The organism is Helicobacter didelphidarum (genome assembly GCF_003364195.1).
Classification (GTDB): Bacteria; Campylobacterota; Campylobacteria; order Campylobacterales; family Helicobacteraceae; genus Helicobacter_A; species Helicobacter_A didelphidarum.
Map to the genome: position 1 here is coordinate 1 of NZ_NXLQ01000018.1, position 16,411 is coordinate 16,411.

Consider the following 16,411-nt stretch of genomic DNA (forward strand, 5'->3'; position numbering starts at 1 on the left):
TCTAAACATTTCAAATTTCTTAAGGAAAATCTATGAATAATTCTTCAAATTCAAGACGCGAGTTTATGAAAACTACCGCGATAGTTGGTGGTGCTGTGGCACTAGGTGGCGTAAATCTTTTTGGTGCAAATGCTTCAAATGCTTTGAGTAAGCCTACTCAAAATAAACCTATCAAATGCAAGGGCTGGGCGGCATTTGATACAAGTGGTGTGTTAAAACCCTATGAGTTTGAGCGTAGGGCTGTGGGCAAAAATGATATACTCATCGAAATTAAATTTGCAAGTATTTGCCATAGCGATATTCATCAAATCAAAGGCGATTGGGGGAAGCAAATCTACCCGCAAGTTCCCGGACATGAAATCGTAGGCATTGTTACGCAAGTGGGCGAAAATGTCAAAAACTTCAAAGTCGGCGATAGGGCTGGGGTCGGCTGTATGGTGGATAATTTTGAGGGTGTAAGAGGTGATGAACAATACGATAAAAACACGCTTTTTACTTATGGTTTTGTGGATAAACGAGAGCCGACAGGTATATCACAAGGTGGATATAGCACACATATCGTCGTCAATTCTCATTTTGCTATCAAAATCCCTACAAATATCAGCTTTGAGGAGGCTGTGCCTTTGCTTTGTGCGGGGGTAACGACTTATTCGCCACTTATGAAATACCAAATCAAAAAGGGCGATAAAGTCGGTGTCGCAGGGATTGGCGGATTAGGACACATCGCTATCAAACTCGCAGTGAGCAAGGGTGCGAAAGTCTATGCCTTTACCACCTCAAAGGACAAAGTCGCCGACATTAAAGGCTTTGGTGCAAGTGAAGTCATCGTGATAGAAGACGCTTTGAAAAATACTCAAGCTTTGGACGCATATAAAGGCAAACTTGATTATATGATAAGCACGATTCCAGTGCAATTTGATGTGGCAAGCTATGTAAGTTGCGTAAAGCCTTTTGGGACATTTACGCAAGTAGGAATGTCTGCAAAATTCGAACTTACACTCTCAAACTTTGGACTAGCTCAAAGTCGTGTGAATCTCACCGCTTCACTCATCGGCGATATGAAAGAGACACAAGAAGTTATGGATTATTGTGCGAAAAATAAAATCTATCCAAAGATAGAGGTTATCGAGGCAAAAGAGATAAATAAAGCGTGGCAAAAGGTGCTAGAGAAAAAGGCAAGGTATCGCTATGTGATAGATAGTGCGAGCATTTAGGTGCAATTTGTGATAGATTTTAGGAGGATTAATGAAGGGTTTAATGCAAAAAATGAGAATCTTAGCAATTTTATTGATATGTTTTCAAGGAGGATTGATGGCAAATGAAATCATTGTATTTGAGTTTGAGGGACAAAGCGTGGAATTGAGACTTGTTCATAGCGAGGGGGCAAAGGAATTTCTCTCACAGCTTCCGCTTACGCTAGAGTTTAGCGACTTTGCAAGGAAAGAAAAAATCGCTCGTGCGGGACTGCCAAAGGCACTTAAGGCAAAAGGAGATAGGGCATATCAACCTCAAATTGGGGATTTATTCTACTATAAGCCTTGGGGAAATATCGGAATCTTTTATGAGATTCAACCTGCTTCAAGTGATTTAATCTTGCTTGGTAAGCTCACAAATCCTAATGATATAGAAAAATTCAAGACTTTGAAAAAGGATTTTTGGGTGAAAATTGATAAAAATGATGACAAATAATTGCAATATTTTTACCATTTTTAAAACCATTTGATTGATAGCAACTCTCATCATTTATAATTGCAAAGTGCAATCTAAGAGCCTAGAATCTCGCAAACATTTGTAATATTTGTGAGATTCTAGGCTAGTTTCCTTTTGTGTTTAAACCTAAAATATACTGCTAAATTCTCTAAATTTCTCAAAAAAAGCTTTAAGCTCATAGATAATTTCCTCTCTTTTTGCATTATTTGCTTCCTCTTCTTCCTTACTTGAGGCAAAAAGAGGAATTGGCGGAAGAATATCATCAATATCTTTCCCAAAATCCCTAAACTGCTGAATGTCAAAAGCATTTGATAAAAAATTATTTACTTTTTCTTTATCAAGTCCATCTTTTTGAGCCATTACTCTAAGTTCCTCACTATATTTTGTGCTGATAAAATTTTTGAAAAGCACTTCAAATTCCTCATCTTTTTTTACTTCTATCACAGCCAAAAATTCTTTCAATAAATCGCTTTTATTACGCAAGCTTACGCTAGATTCTATACTTTTGATAATTTTTTCTTTATATTCACTTTTTTGTTCTTTATGGTATTCTTCAAGCAAAAATAAAATATATTCGACACTTACCTCTACTTGTTTGATAAGCTCAATTTCAAACACCACATCATCATCGATTGGTTTTTTCTCATTATCACTCCTAAGTTCATCATAAATCGTAAGGTAATGGCTTCTATAATCTTGCTTATCTGCTTCACTTAGAATCTCATTTTCTGCAAATTCATCAAAGGCATTCAAAATATTCTCTAGTTTCAAAATCCCATTAAACAACGCGACAAACTCCTTTTTCTCGCTATCGCTTTTAAGCGGAAAAGTTGAAAAATCAAATGTATCTTTTAGCTCATTTGCAAGCTCTTTATAGCCTTTAATATGCTTACCATCACCATCTGTATATCCCTCTAAATATTCTTTAAAAGAACGAAGCAATATAATATTTTGTGCCTGCTCATCGCCAAAAAGCTTTAAGCTTTCATTTGTAGCCTTTTCGAGATTCCGAAAACATACGATATTGCCAAAAGTTTTAATACTATTTAAGATTCTATTTGTCCTTGAAAATGCTTGTAAAAGCCCGTGATGTTTTAAATTTTTATCGACCCAAAGTGTATTAATAGTTTTAGAATCAAAGCCGGTTAAAAACATATTCACCACGATAAGTAAATCAAGTTCTTGGATTTTCAGCTTATTTGAGACATCTTTATAGTATTCATCAAAATTTGTCAAACTAAAATTTGATTGAAACATTTGATTATAATCATTGAGTGCAAGTGCTAAAAACTCTTTAGAATCCTTACTCCCTGCCCCCTCATCAATCTCATCTAAATCGGGGTTTTCACTATAACTATAAATCAAGCCAATTTTTAGTGGATTTTCTTTGTTTTGTTGTTGGTTTTTAAACTCATCATAATACAATTTTGCCGCTTCCACGCTCGAAGTAGCAAAAATAGCATTAAAGCCATTTACCTGCTTACTCTTTAGCTCCTCATTACCCATTTTATTATGAAGCATATATTTTAAGGCATAACTTTGATTGCGTTTTGTCTTTTGGTTAAAATGCTCTAAAACATAACTTACAATCTTATTTATTCGCTCACTATTATTTAATGCACTCTCTTGCTCTATCCCCCATACTTGCTCATCATCAATATTTTCTTTTTCTTTCATTGTAGAGTGGTATTCCACCCTAAAGGGCAGGACATTTTTATCAGCTATGGCATTGAGAATTGTATAAGAATGCAGTTGCTTGCCAAAAGTAAGTTCAGTGGTTACTTGAGTAGCCTTTATCTCATCTTCGCCCAAAATATTTTTAGTCTTTGTTGTAGCGAATTTGCCTTTTGGGGCATTCTCTGCAAATATCGGTGTGCCTGTAAATCCAAAGATATAATACTTCTTAAATTTCTTTATGATTTGTCTGTGCATTTGCCCAAACTGACTCCTATGGCATTCATCAAAGATAAATACTACCTCATCATCAAAAATCTTAGAATCTTGATATTTTTCTACAAAAATTGAAAGTTTTTGAATAGTTGTGATAATAATTTTACTCTCACTATCTTCGATACATTTTTTAAGCTCATTTGTGTTTTTTGTGCTATTGGCTGCACCTTTTTGAAATTTATCGTATTCTTTCATCGTTTGATAATCCAAATCTTTCCTATCTACGACAAAAAATACTTTTTTGATGAAAGATAGTTTTGTCGCAAGTTGGGCAGTTTTAAATGAAGTAAGAGTCTTGCCGCTTCCCGTGCTATGCCAGATATATCCACCACTCTCCTTGCTCCCATAAAGTTTATGATTATGCGATAAATTGATTTTTTCGACAATTCTCTCACTTGCGACAATTTGATAAGGACGCATTACAAGCAGTTCTTTATCTACATTAAAAACGCAATATTTTGTAAGAATATTAAGCAAAGTGCGTTTTGCAAAAAATGTCTTTGTAAAATCAACCAAATCCAAAATAGCCTTATTTCTCGCATCGCTAAAAGTAATAGTAAAAGCAAAATTATCGTTTTTTGCCCTATTGTTTTCCGCTTTTTGCCTTGTGCTATTGCTATAATACTTCGTGAGTGTGCCATTACTGATAACAAAAATTTGCACAAAATCAAAAAGTGCATTCCCCGCACTAAAGCTCTCTTTATTATAGCGTTTGATTTGGTTAAACGCCTCCTTGAGATTAACCCCGCGTTTTTTTAGCTCGATATGCACTAAGGGCAAACCATTAACTAAAATACTTACATCATAGCGGTTTTTAAAGCTTCCTTCATTATTTTTAACTTGTGAGATGACTTGCAAATCATTTTTATAAATATCTACTCTATCAATAAATTTAATATTTTTCTCACTACCATCATCGCGCCTTAATACTTCAAAATAATAATCTGTCTGAATCATAGCTGTTTTATCAGCTTTGCTTTTTTGAGGATTTACAATGAATGTCTTATAAAATCTCGTCCATTCATTCGCACTAAATGTAATATGATTAAGCTTTTCTAGCTTAGCTTTTAGATTAGATTCTAGCTCATGTATAGAATCTATGTTGATGTATTCGTAGCCTTGTTTTTGCAAATCCTTTATAAACTCTGCTTCAAGCTCTGCTTCACTTTGCATACCCTTTCGCTCTCTTGTGCTTGGGATATAGTGTGCTATAATCGTGCTATTATCATTTTGCGATACAAGCTCATTCATTCTTATTCCTTTTAGTTATGAAAATCTACCACTATTTTACTTTGTTATTATGAGATTTATCCAGTCATTGCACGAGATCATCATTCCGTCTTGACAAAGTCAAGGTATCGCAATTCACCTTCATTCCGTCATTGCGAGGAGCAAAGCGACGAAGCAATCCATTGTTCTTTTGGATTGCTTCACTGCGTTCGCAATGACGAAAGTATAGTCTGTCATTCTCAAGGTAAGCCGAAGAATCCATAACAATGCCCTTATTATTGCGAGAAATACACAACTTTTTATGGTAGCCCATAATATCATTATTTCGCATTTTCTATCACTTCAAAAAGCTCTTTGATGATTTTAGGGTGAAGAATCTTACCTGTGTGATGAGGCAAAACCATTCTATAAGTATTTTTGATATAGATTCTATGGCTACCTTTTTGTCTATCAATGATAAAGCCATTTTGGAGTAAGATTTTTTCAGCTTCTTTTGGAGTGAGCTTTGGGAATTCAGGCATTTGCTATCTCAATAGGCACTATTGTGGTAGTTTTACTAAGAATCTTATTAATCTCGCTTTGCTCCAAGCTCTCTAAATACAACTCACCCGCTTCTTTGATATTGAGCAAAGCTTCCTCATAGCTCTCTCCTTGCGATACACAACCCTTAAGCTCTGGTATATAAGCAAAATATCCATTTTCATCTTTTTCTATCACTGCGTTAAGTATCATCATTAATCCTTATGTGTTAATCCTCTTAATTATACTATGAAATTTCATATTTTGATTTGCTCTATTGTTTCATTACTTCCCTTTTTGTTATGGATACTTTTTGGATACTTCGCCTAAAGGCTCAGTATGACGAATCATTGTGTCATATTAAGGCGTTACTTTGTCATTCTGAGCGTAGCGAAGAATCTATACATTTAAAATCCACAATCACACAAAACTTACTATAAAATCTTATCATACAAATCCTCCCAAGCGGGATTAAAATCATTGATAAGCTTAATTTTAAATTCTCGTCTTTTGCCTTTAAGGTATTTCTCACGCTCTATGGCGGATTCTATATTATCAAAAATCTCATAATACACAAGCATATCTAAACCATATTTTGCAGAAAATCCCTGCGTAAGCTTATGTTTATGCTCATAAATGCGTTTAACTAAATCACTTGTAACACCTGTGTAAAGTGTGCCATTGCGTTTATTGGTAATGATATAGATATAGGCTTGTTTCATTTAGTTTCCTTGTCTATCTTTTGGATTGCTTCACTGCGTTCGCAATGACGAAAGAGGTTGGATACTTCGGCTTACCTAAAGTATCACACAAATTCGTCATTCTGAAAGAAGCAATAGCCGACTGAAGAATCTACGCATATTCACATTCTTTAAAGCTTAGTAGCTTCTCTCTATAATACTCATATTGCTTTCTCCTGCCCTCAATCTCTGCAGGAAGTCCTATGCTTATATCATTGACTAAAGCATCAAATGTATCTAAGATTCTCACGATTTCATTTTGCACTTCAAGGGGTGGGATTGGGATTTTGAGTTTTTTTAATTTGGGAATACTTGAATGAACAACTTTGCTTTTTATCATACCTTTCGTTTTTTGTTTAATAGCTTCGGTTGTAGATAAAGCGTAAGATATAAACTTAGGATTTTCATCATGTTTCATTACAACCACATCTCCACCAGCCAAACATTTCCCATCTCCCATATATACACAGGATTTTGCAATATCTTTAATCTTTTCCCCTGTAATTGCAAATAAAATATCTCCTTTATTAAAATATTTTCCATTTTTTATTTTTGTTTCACTTATATGTGAAACACATTTATCAAACCAAATATTATAGGTAGTATAAATTTCACCATAACGCACACATGGAATTCCAGATTCTGTAAGCTCATCTCTTTTGATTCCAGAACCTCTAAACATATCCTTAGCTATCTCTCCCAAACTCATATATCTAATTGCCCCCCCCTTGAGCGTTTTTTAAGCTCCTCAAAGCTTAAGAGTTTATCTCGGTAGAAGCTGTATTGAGCGCGCCTTTTTTCTAATTCTTTTTCTAATTCTTTTTCTAATTCTTTTTCTAATTCTTTTTCTAATTCTTTTTCTAATTCTTTTTCTAATTCTTTTTCTAATTCTTTTTCTAATTCTTTTTCTAATTCTGTAAATGTATCTAAGATTCTCACTATTTCATTTTGCACTTCAAGGGGTGGGACTGGGATTTTGAGTTGAGATAATTTTTGTGGATTTAAGTGATTAATCGTTGTTCCAGATACGCAAAACCTCATTTTTAAATCATTAAACCATATGCTATTAATAATATAAACTAGAAAACCAACGTTTTGTTTATGATTTAATATAAGAGTATCTCCACCAATATAAACATTATCAACCATCAATGCAGAAGCTTTACCAATTAAAGCTTCCTTAGTAGTGCTTGATAATGGTAGCAATATATCTCCGTAGTTTGCAATAGGACTTTTAGAAACCTTATCTATTGATGAATAAGATTTAATATTTTTTATGTAATTACCATAAGTTGTATAGAGCTCACCATATAAAATAATTGGTATATCACCATTATTTATATCTCGTTTAGATAATAACTTACCTTGTTTCATTTCACACACTTCCCCAAGTGTTTTAAACTCTACACCATTAGGACAAAGATTTTGTATGAGTTGTTCTATCTTATTCATTTGCTCTCCTTTCTATTGTGGATACTTCGAGACAAGCCCTTTAGTATTACTTTGGATTGCTTCACTGCGTTCGCAATGACAGAAGAATTTGTCATTACACGAGACACCCTCATTCCGTCATTGCGAGAGGCTTTAGCCTCGTGGCAATCCACACTTTTATTTTGGATTGCTTCACTGCGTTCGCAATGACGATAGGGATACAGAATCTTCATCGCCGAAGATTTGACTTTAAAATCAAAATCTACCCAATGAAATGAAGTGGTAAAATCATCAAAAATTATTACAGGCTTCTTTTTATCAGCCTTATAGATTCCATCTTTTTCATTCGTATAACCCAAAATAAAACTTTGTCCTGCTGTTAATACAGGTATCTTGTATTGTTCATTATAATCTGTATCTTTGACAATATATTTTGTTGGTTGTTCGTAATCACATACTTCCCCAAGTGTTTTAAACTCTACACCATGAGGACAAAGATTTTTTATAAATTTTTCTATTGTATTCATTTATTTTCCTTTTTATTCGAGACACTTCATTCCGTCATTGCGAAGAGCAAAGCGACGAAGCAATCCACACTTTTATTTTGGATTGCTTCACTGCGTTCGCAATGACGATGCATGCTTCACAATGTCATTGCGAGCCGACAAAGTCGGCGTGGCAACCCATAATCCACAATCAAAGCAAACTCTCATATAAATCCTCCCAATTTGAATTAAAATCATTGATAAGTTCTAGTTTTTTCTTGCGACTTCCTGCTTTGATTTGCTTTTCACGAATGATAGCAGATTCTATATCATCAAAAATCTCATAATATACGAGCATATCTAAGCCATATTTTGCAGAAAATCCTTGTGTAAGCTTATGTTTATGCTCATAAATTCTCCTTATTAAATCACTTGTAACGCCCACATAAAGTGTGCCATTGCGTTTATTGGTAATGATATAGATATAGGCTTGTTTCATTTATTTTCCTCATTTATCGTTTGGATTGCTTCACTGCGTTCGCAATGACAAAAGTGATAGATTGCTTCGTCGCTTCCGCTCCTCGCAATGACGATATGGGGATTCGGTATGACGTCTCGCCTTGTCATTGCGAGAGGCTTTAGCCTCGTGGCAATCCATTTTGAAATACCCAAACACATTTATCCTTCCAACTCACTTACGATTTCATCGATTTGCTTACGCAAGGCATTTTGTCTTGCTACAATGCGATTTAACTCCTCATTGAGTGCAACTATATCGATAGCCTCCCTTGTATCCTCTGCCTCGACATAGCTACTCACGCTTAGATTATGGTCATTTTTAGCGACTTCTTCATTTGAAACAACGGCGACTTTATACGGGATATTTTTCCTTTCTTTGTAAAGACTTAGAATAGATTCTATATTTTGATTGCTTAGTTTGTTTTTATTTGTAGCTTTGATAAATTCATCACTTGCATTGATAAAGCAAATATCATTGCTTATTTTGTTTTTACGAAGCACCATAATACACACCGCAATGCCTGTGCCAAAGAAAAGATTATCGCTTAAAGCGATGATAGAATCTATATAATTATTTGTGATGAGGTATTGCCTGATTTTCTGTTCTGCTCCGGTGCGATACATTATACCCGGAAAACACACGATAGCCGCACTTCCACTCTCACTTAGCCAAGAAAGCGAGTGCATAATAAAGGCAAAATCAGCCTTTGAATTTGGGGCTAAAACTCCTGCTTTGCTATATCGCTCATCATTGATAAGCAAAGGATTATCCTTGCCCTCCCATTTGGTGCTATATGGGGGATTAGAGACTATCGCATCAAATGGCTCTTGCTCCCTATGCCCCTCGCAAGGCTTGATAAGTGTATCGCCTAAGGCAATATGGAACTTCTCATAGCCTACATTATGCAAAAACATATTCATTCGTGCGAGGTTATAGGTCGTGAGATTTATCTCTTGCCCATAATAGCCAAGTTTTGGGTCTTTATGCAGAATCTTTTTGTATTGCAAGAGGAGCGAACCAGAACCACAAGCAGGGTCATAGACTTTATTAGGCGAGGGATTGTTATGTAAAGTTATTTTTGTCAAAAGCTCACTTACTTCTTGTGGGGTAAAAAACTCGCCTCCGCTTTTTCCTGCATTGCTTGCATACATAGTCATCAAAAACTCATACGCATCGCCAAAGGCATCGATTGAATTATTTGCATAAGAAAGTTCAAGTTTGCTTATTTCTTGCATAATTTTTAAAAGTTTTTTATTGCGTTCAATCGGGCTTGTGCCGAGTTTGTCAGCATTGACATCAATATCTTTAAAAAGCCCCCTAAAATTCTCTTCGCTCTCACTGCCTAAACTAGAATTTTGAATATTGTTAAAAGCAGTGTTGAGCCGTTCATTGAGTGTGGCGAGATTATTAGAATCTTTTGTATCACGCAAGACAACTTCAAACAAATCACTAGGTAAGATAAAGAATCCTTTAGCATTTAAGATTCGCTCTCTTGCTGTTTGTGCTTTCTTATCATCTAAATCAGAGTAATTTGTTCCTTTGTTTAAAGAATTGATGTATTCAATGAGATTCTCACAAATGAAGCGGTAAAATAAAAATCCTAAAATATAGCTTTTAAAATCCCAGCCATCGACACTCCCGCGAAGCTCATCTGCGATTCTCCAAATTGTGCGGTGTAGTTGCTCTCTTTCTGTGTTAATATCCATAAAATAAGCCTTTTGTGTGGTATTGAGATTTGACTGCAGTGTGGATTATAGCATAAATATAGATTGCGAATATATTTGATTTTATCACTTCTTTGATTTTTTAGTTCTCTCATCTTGACTTAGAGAATCCGTATTATTATCTCATGAATACTTCGCCATCAAACCATTAAGTATGACATAGAAAGAATCTCATATCGCACTGCCTCAAAATGCAGATTCTCATTCAAAGAATCAAACAAATCATCTTTTAGCTTCCACGCAAAGAATCTTGCAAAGAATCTTCATACCACCAAAGCCTAGATTCTATCCAAAAAGTCTTTTGTCCTCAAAATCGTCAATCGCCTCACGATACATCGCAATCATTTTATCGACACACAAAGATAAGTCATAGTTTTGCGCACTTTGAGCATATTGTGCCGAAAGCTCCTTGATGACTTCTTTATGCTCCATGAAGTAATCAATCTTTGCTGCCAAATCCCTCGCATTCCCCGCCTTAAACAAACTTCGCTCATCAAGGGCAAATTGTTTGGTCGCAGAAAGCGGACTATCAGCGATGATTGGGACAATCCCGGAGGCAATGGCTTCGAGTGCCGAAATCGCCTCGCCATCGACATCAGCGGTATGCACATATATATCCATATAGCCATAGAGTTTTGCTAACTCATCTTTTGAGACAAAGCCAAAATCAACTTCATTGCTTAGCTTCTTTGCGAGTTCTTTATATTCTTTCTCTTTTGGTCCTTGTCCTTTGAGGTGGAGCTTGATTTGCTTCTCATATTTGCTCAATGCAATCGCCTCAATAAGGACATCTTGCCTCTTTTCTACGGAATATCGCCCCGTCATCACAATATGGAAAAAACCATCAGATTGTGCTGATTCAACGGGCTGAAATGAGGTATTAAAGCCATTTGAGATAACAAAAAACTTTGCTTTATAGTGATTTCTTTGTAATTCGCTCTCAATCAGTCGCGATGGGCAATGGATATGATGAATGAAGCGATAAAATTTTGCCTTGAAAAGCCAAAAAATAAATTGATGAATAAATGGAATGTATCGTAAGTGTGCGTTGTAAGTAATGTGCTCTGGTTGCAAATGAAACGCCCCAATGTATGGAATCTGCAACTCTCTTGCAAGTTTCATGGCGACAATCTCTAGCTTGAATGGCAAAAAACAATGCACAATATCAGCACCTTGCAAAGCCTCTCGCAATACCTTTTTATTCGCTGTGCCAAAGTGCATGTGCTGCGTATGTGATACTTCTGTAACTAAGGGAATGTATCGCTCTGTAACTGCATAAGAATCTTTGCCATTGATATAGGGGGCGACAACCCTTACTTCATGCCCTTTTTGTCGAAGTGTTTCTGCGAGATTGTTTGCGCTCACCGCAGTGCCATTACTTTTATCGATAAAGCAATCTACGACGATGACTATTACCATAGGATTCTCCCACAAATATTGTAATCTAAATAATGTTTTTGTAATAATGTATCATTCTTGATTTTAAAGATATATGATTCTGCAATATCTAAAATATAATACAAGAGAAACTTTAAACAAAAAATAAACTTTCTACAAAAAAATTAAGATACGCAAACATATCATCGAGAATTAAATATACCCTTAAAAAATCATTCTTGCACCAAGATTCAGCCCAAAGCTAAAGTTTTTCTGAAAAAGTGCACTTTGTACACTTAAGCTTCCATTAAGATACCATTTTCCGAAACTATATTCACCGCCACCTGTAATAAATGCACTCGAACGATATGATTGTCCTTTATAATCAAGAGACATTTGTGTTTGAGGACCTCCACCAGCAGATACTATTGTGCCTACTGAAGTAGTTGAATGACGAGCAGAATCTAAATTATCAGAAATAATAAAAACATCTTGCTTTACTTGCCCAAGTAAAAATACATAGCTTTGATTTGCAAAGTATTTTCGCCCCTCAATGCCTAGATTAAACCCAATAGCCTGACGGAAATTATCATCTGTGGTAACTGCAAAAACACCTTCTGTTTTTCTATTGAATCCCGTAGAACTTGATAGATAATAAGATGTCCCAATAAATGGTTTCAATACATACCCTTTCTTTAAAATAAAGGCATATCCATAAGTAAAGTTTGCTTCAAGATTATTGAGATTATATGTATATTTTTGATTAAATAAATCAAGCAAAGCCATGTAACCAACTCTTGAGCCTAATTGTTCATCAACAAAGCCAGAAGCAATACTTATTGTTGTATCATATTCGTGATTATCATCAAAAGTCCTTGTATAAATTCCTGCAAAGAGGTTATTAGAAGTATTTGATATAAATCCATTATTGCTACCAGTAAATATCCCATAACCATATCCAATATATAAACCCATAGCTGTATTAATTGAACGTGCTAAATAATCATATCCAGCATTGAATCCATAAAGTTGTGAAGTTCCTGTTGTAGAAAAATTTAAATTGCCAAGCATATTAATCCAAGCATTGTTTGGATATTCATCGCGTTTATTAAAACGCATAATGAGATCAGCAAGTGTATCAAACCAAACCTCATCAACATTATCACCGCTACTTGCGAATCTCATTTCAGAAGCAACTTGTAAAGCTTGTTCAAGATTCTTTTGATAATTTTGAAAAGCTATTGCTTCATTATCTCGATTTTCATGGATAGTAGCCATACGGACTAGACGATTGGCTTTTGCACTATCCATAGCAAGAGTAAGTGTATTTAATGTGCTTGATTTATTCTCAAGGCTAGAAACATGCTGAAATGCAGTATCGAGCGTTCTCCCTACTTCAAGGAAATACGCGAGATTTCGAGAAATTGCCAAAGTTTGGTCAAGCTGCACGAGGAATATTAATTCACTATTCTCATGATAAAATAAATTTTTCAAAATTTCATAGCTATTTTTACTCTCTGCTTTGATTGCGTTAATCCATGAATTATTTCCGCCAGCTTCCATATAAAGTGCACAATCAAATGTGCTTGATTGTGAATTACAAAGTGGCGTTTCAGGATTGTTAGGATCAAACCCATTTATATCTTTTTTGATAATATTCACACCAATCAAATTATCTGTAACAACTTTCTCTACACTCAAATATTTCCCATCAATACTTGCACCCATAAATGTCAAACCAAAAGATTTTTCTAATCTCCCTTGTGCATAATCATAGCCCCTTTCTATTTCCGTAGCATTCTCACTACCACCAAATCCACAATATTGTGTTGTTGTATCACAATTTGGCTCTTTATCTGCTTGCGATGGTTTTTGTATTAATGTGCCATCATTTGTAGTGCCACCCACAGGCTTTTCCACACTTCCACCTGTGTTAGAATCTGTTTGTGCTTTATCCATATCCCATGGATTTTCTTTCCCTCCTGTTGTCCATTGTGTTTCTTGTTGTGTATCGTTATTGCCTGTTGTTGTTTGACAATCTGCATTATTACATGTCATTCCATCTTGTATCTCTGTACTTATAGAATCTTTTGAAAAAGTCGTCGTATAATTACCATAGGTGTAGGTATAGTTAATCTTATCAGCACGGACAAATACATAAGTTGGCTCATTTGTAGTATTTTCACTTTTTAGCTTGAGATTTGCTAAAGTATTATAGTCCGCAACATCAGCTTGAAATGCCCCGCTAGATCCAGGTGAAATATCAAAATTTACTGCACCAGCTACCTTCAGACTTCCCTTCTCTACATTTCCAGATTTACCTACATCAAGTCTAAATATCATCTTCCCATAGTTATTAACATCTTGAGAGACATCTATTAATCCATAAGCACCCACATCTAAAGTGTTGTAATTATTAAGATTTCCTTTTAATGTAAAAACATTTGTGTCATTTTCTATACACATATCATTTAAATCACATTGGTTATCAATTAGGATTTTACCATAGTTATTTAAAGTGCCTTGTGTTAAGGGATTTTGTTCTATTAGAATACTACCACCATTTTGTGCATGTTGCACATCACTAGATACTATCCCATCTACTTGCTTGACATCAGGCAGGAGAATATAGTGCTTACCATCACTAGTGGTAATATATGTTCCCGAAGTGTTTTGATTATCCGCAGTAATATTTACTTTATTGTTATCTAATAAGGTTTGTAGCTCTGATGCACTCATAGTCTTAAGACTTTCAGAATCTACTCCTACATTTAGATATTTGCTGAAGTCCTGTGTAATGGTAGTAGTGTTGCTTAATAAATCTATTGTCATTTGACCACCCATTTTACTACTATTCTTAAGGTGTAATAATGTATTAACATTAAGTGCATTTGAACTTATATAGGTAGGGTCAGCTATAAAAGTCTGTCCATTTTTTGATACAATGGTGTTAATATGAGCATTTTTCAAATAAATACCTGCTTGAGTAGTATTTAAAATATTAATATTTGTTTCTTGGATACTTTGGGTATTGAGATAAGATGTGGCCCTCGCATCAACAAGATTAAAGTTCATTATATCACCACCAGCTTTAAACCAAAGTGCGGCAGCGTCAATAGGACTTGTTCCTATCGTTAAAGATAAGTAATTTACAAAACTTTTCCCTATATGAGTATCAAACCCAGTGTATGCCTGTCGACCTGCACCATCATTTGGGTGTCCATGCCCAGAACGCAGTATACTTCCCGTGGATATGGTTAAGTGATTAAAATGAAAATTATCTCCATAAAATGTAGAATTTCTAAATTCTGAAGTATCAATAACAATTTCCCCTGTTATTCCTCTTAAATCAACATAACCATTATTTAAAGCCGTAGCCAAAGATATAGCATTTAATCTTCCAGCATAAAAATTATCCCCACTGGCTCTAAATTCATTAAAAGAACCAACACCACTTTCATTTGCTGTGCCACCTACTATATTTTGCACATAGATATTTTTACCTTGTAAATCGATTACCCCCCGACATTCATAAGTAATACAGGCATCAACATCAAAAGTTGCATTACCAACCCTAATATCTTCATTGCTCTTAATAATTACTTCAGAGTGTCCAAGTCCCCTTATATTACCAATATTGATTTCTTTTCCCGCATCTAATTGTATTTTACTCTTTGGCACTAGTAAAAATCCTGCCAAATCACTCATAGCATTGATGTCAAAATAGAGATTCTCGATATTCATAGCTCCACCAGCATTTGCAATGACAGAATGCGAAAATCTACCAGCAAGATTTGTTACACTAATATCACCCCCAGCCTTAAGATTAATGCTACTCTCCTTGCCATAGGTCCCATTCATATTAAAGCTAGTGCTACCAATAACCAGATTCTTATCTGCATTAACATTTATGTTAAAACCACCAACCCATAAGACATCTCTAATGCTTATATTGCCAATATTAACATTTCCTCCACTCACATTAATATTGCTATACCCTGTCGCAGCATATCGAGTAGCAATAAGGTTATCAATGCCAAGGTCATACTCTTGAGTATCAACAGTCATATTTGTAGTACCCATATGTGCAGTAAAATTGAGGTTCTCGATTCGTGTATTACCCGTTACTTTCATAGTAGCCTGAAATGCGGTTGTTCCTTGATTACCATTTTCAAAATTTTTTATCAGTATTGTTCCAGTCGTATTATCTGTATCTATGAGAAGCTCACGCACCGGTCCTCCTGTAGCCCAATGTCCATACAGATTAATACTCTCAAAGGTAAAACTACCGCTTCCATCTCCATTTTTAATATGGAGTTTATCTTGCACATTTTTCCCAGTTATATTATCCCAGCCGGGCTCTTGTCTTACTGTCCAACTATCTGTCCCACCAGCTTCTAAAGTAGCTTCTTTATTAGCATAGCTCACTCCACCTATAAGCAAACCAGCAAGGACTATGGCAAGGGGATATTTCCTTTGCTTTTGCTTCATACCAAATGACAAATGAATGCGTGGAAAAGCCATTTGGCTAAAATGTATAGAAAATGATTGTAAAAACATTAAACCCTCCTTTACAATCCCCAAACTCCATTTAGATTATAAAGATTCTAATTGCACATTTATAAAAGAATTGCCTTAATAGATAATTCCTTTTAACCATACCCCTTTTACAAGAATCTTTCAACGAGATTATAACACAATATTTCCTTTTTGTCAAAGCCCCAC

The 16,411-nt window shown here is 35.1% G+C and carries 15 protein-coding genes; 2 read left to right on the forward strand and 13 right to left on the reverse strand.

Annotated elements, in window-relative coordinates; genetic code table 11:
* The first annotated feature begins 32 nt into the window (after positions 1-32).
* Both CQA53_RS07590 and CQA53_RS07595 read left to right on the forward strand, forming a co-directional pair.
* Positions 33-1,214, forward strand: coding sequence for an alcohol dehydrogenase catalytic domain-containing protein (locus CQA53_RS07590; RefSeq protein ID WP_115543410.1), 1,182 nt, complete (start codon positions 33-35; stop codon positions 1,212-1,214).
* A gap of 97 nt (positions 1,215-1,311) precedes the next feature.
* On the forward strand, positions 1,312-1,689 hold the full coding sequence (locus CQA53_RS07595; protein ID WP_245945776.1) for a cyclophilin-like fold protein: 378 nt from the start codon (positions 1,312-1,314) through the stop codon (positions 1,687-1,689).
* 147 nt (positions 1,690-1,836) lie between these two features.
* Here CQA53_RS07595 and CQA53_RS07600 read toward each other — a convergent pair whose 3' ends face one another.
* From CQA53_RS07600 to CQA53_RS07655, 13 genes are all read right to left on the reverse strand, one after another.
* Entirely contained in the window at positions 1,837-4,911 is a 3,075-nt protein-coding gene (locus tag CQA53_RS07600) for a type I restriction endonuclease subunit R (protein ID WP_115543411.1), read from the reverse strand.
* A gap of 64 nt (positions 4,912-4,975) precedes the next feature.
* A complete protein-coding gene (locus tag CQA53_RS12185; protein WP_147290013.1) occupies positions 4,976-5,221 on the reverse strand; it encodes a hypothetical protein in 246 nt (81 codons plus the stop codon).
* Positions 5,211-5,411, reverse strand: a complete 201-nt coding sequence (locus CQA53_RS07605) for a type II toxin-antitoxin system HicA family toxin (protein WP_115543412.1) — start codon at positions 5,409-5,411, stop codon at positions 5,211-5,213. Before CQA53_RS07605 ends, CQA53_RS12185 begins: the two co-directional genes overlap by 11 nt.
* Positions 5,404-5,622, reverse strand: a complete 219-nt coding sequence (locus CQA53_RS07610; RefSeq protein WP_112052796.1) for a type II toxin-antitoxin system HicB family antitoxin — start codon at positions 5,620-5,622, stop codon at positions 5,404-5,406. Before CQA53_RS07610 ends, CQA53_RS07605 begins: the two co-directional genes overlap by 8 nt.
* Before the next feature lie 221 nt (positions 5,623-5,843).
* A complete protein-coding gene (locus CQA53_RS07615) occupies positions 5,844-6,131 on the reverse strand; it encodes a GIY-YIG nuclease family protein (protein ID WP_115543413.1) in 288 nt (95 codons plus the stop codon).
* A 130-nt stretch (positions 6,132-6,261) separates the two neighbouring features.
* Entirely contained in the window at positions 6,262-6,858 is a 597-nt protein-coding gene (locus CQA53_RS07620) for a restriction endonuclease subunit S (protein ID WP_115543414.1), read from the reverse strand.
* A complete protein-coding gene (locus CQA53_RS07625; RefSeq protein ID WP_115543415.1) occupies positions 6,855-7,601 on the reverse strand; it encodes a restriction endonuclease subunit S in 747 nt (248 codons plus the stop codon). Before CQA53_RS07625 ends, CQA53_RS07620 begins: the two co-directional genes overlap by 4 nt.
* Entirely contained in the window at positions 7,598-8,107 is a 510-nt protein-coding gene (locus CQA53_RS13130; RefSeq protein ID WP_220272079.1) for a restriction endonuclease subunit S domain-containing protein, read from the reverse strand. The genes CQA53_RS07625 and CQA53_RS13130 overlap by 4 nt, the downstream gene beginning before the upstream one ends.
* Before the next feature lie 169 nt (positions 8,108-8,276).
* Positions 8,277-8,564, reverse strand: a complete 288-nt coding sequence (locus CQA53_RS07635) for a GIY-YIG nuclease family protein (RefSeq protein WP_112052794.1) — start codon at positions 8,562-8,564, stop codon at positions 8,277-8,279.
* Positions 8,561-8,737 carry a hypothetical protein gene (locus CQA53_RS12370; protein ID WP_181882396.1) on the reverse strand — a complete coding sequence of 59 codons (177 nt, stop codon included), beginning with the start codon at positions 8,735-8,737 and terminating at the stop codon, positions 8,561-8,563. The genes CQA53_RS07635 and CQA53_RS12370 overlap by 4 nt, the downstream gene beginning before the upstream one ends.
* A 6-nt stretch (positions 8,738-8,743) precedes the next feature.
* Positions 8,744-10,291: a type I restriction-modification system subunit M gene (locus tag CQA53_RS07645; RefSeq protein ID WP_115543416.1), complete on the reverse strand. Its 1,548-nt coding sequence runs from the start codon at positions 10,289-10,291 to the stop codon at positions 8,744-8,746.
* Positions 10,292-10,594: 303 nt separating this feature from the next.
* Complete coding sequence (locus tag CQA53_RS07650; protein ID WP_115543417.1) at positions 10,595-11,728, reverse strand: glycosyltransferase; 1,134 nt, start codon at positions 11,726-11,728, stop codon at positions 10,595-10,597.
* Between the two features lie 183 nt (positions 11,729-11,911).
* Entirely contained in the window at positions 11,912-16,246 is a 4,335-nt protein-coding gene (locus CQA53_RS07655; protein WP_115543418.1) for an autotransporter outer membrane beta-barrel domain-containing protein, read from the reverse strand.
* Between the last annotated feature and the right edge of the window lie 165 nt (positions 16,247-16,411).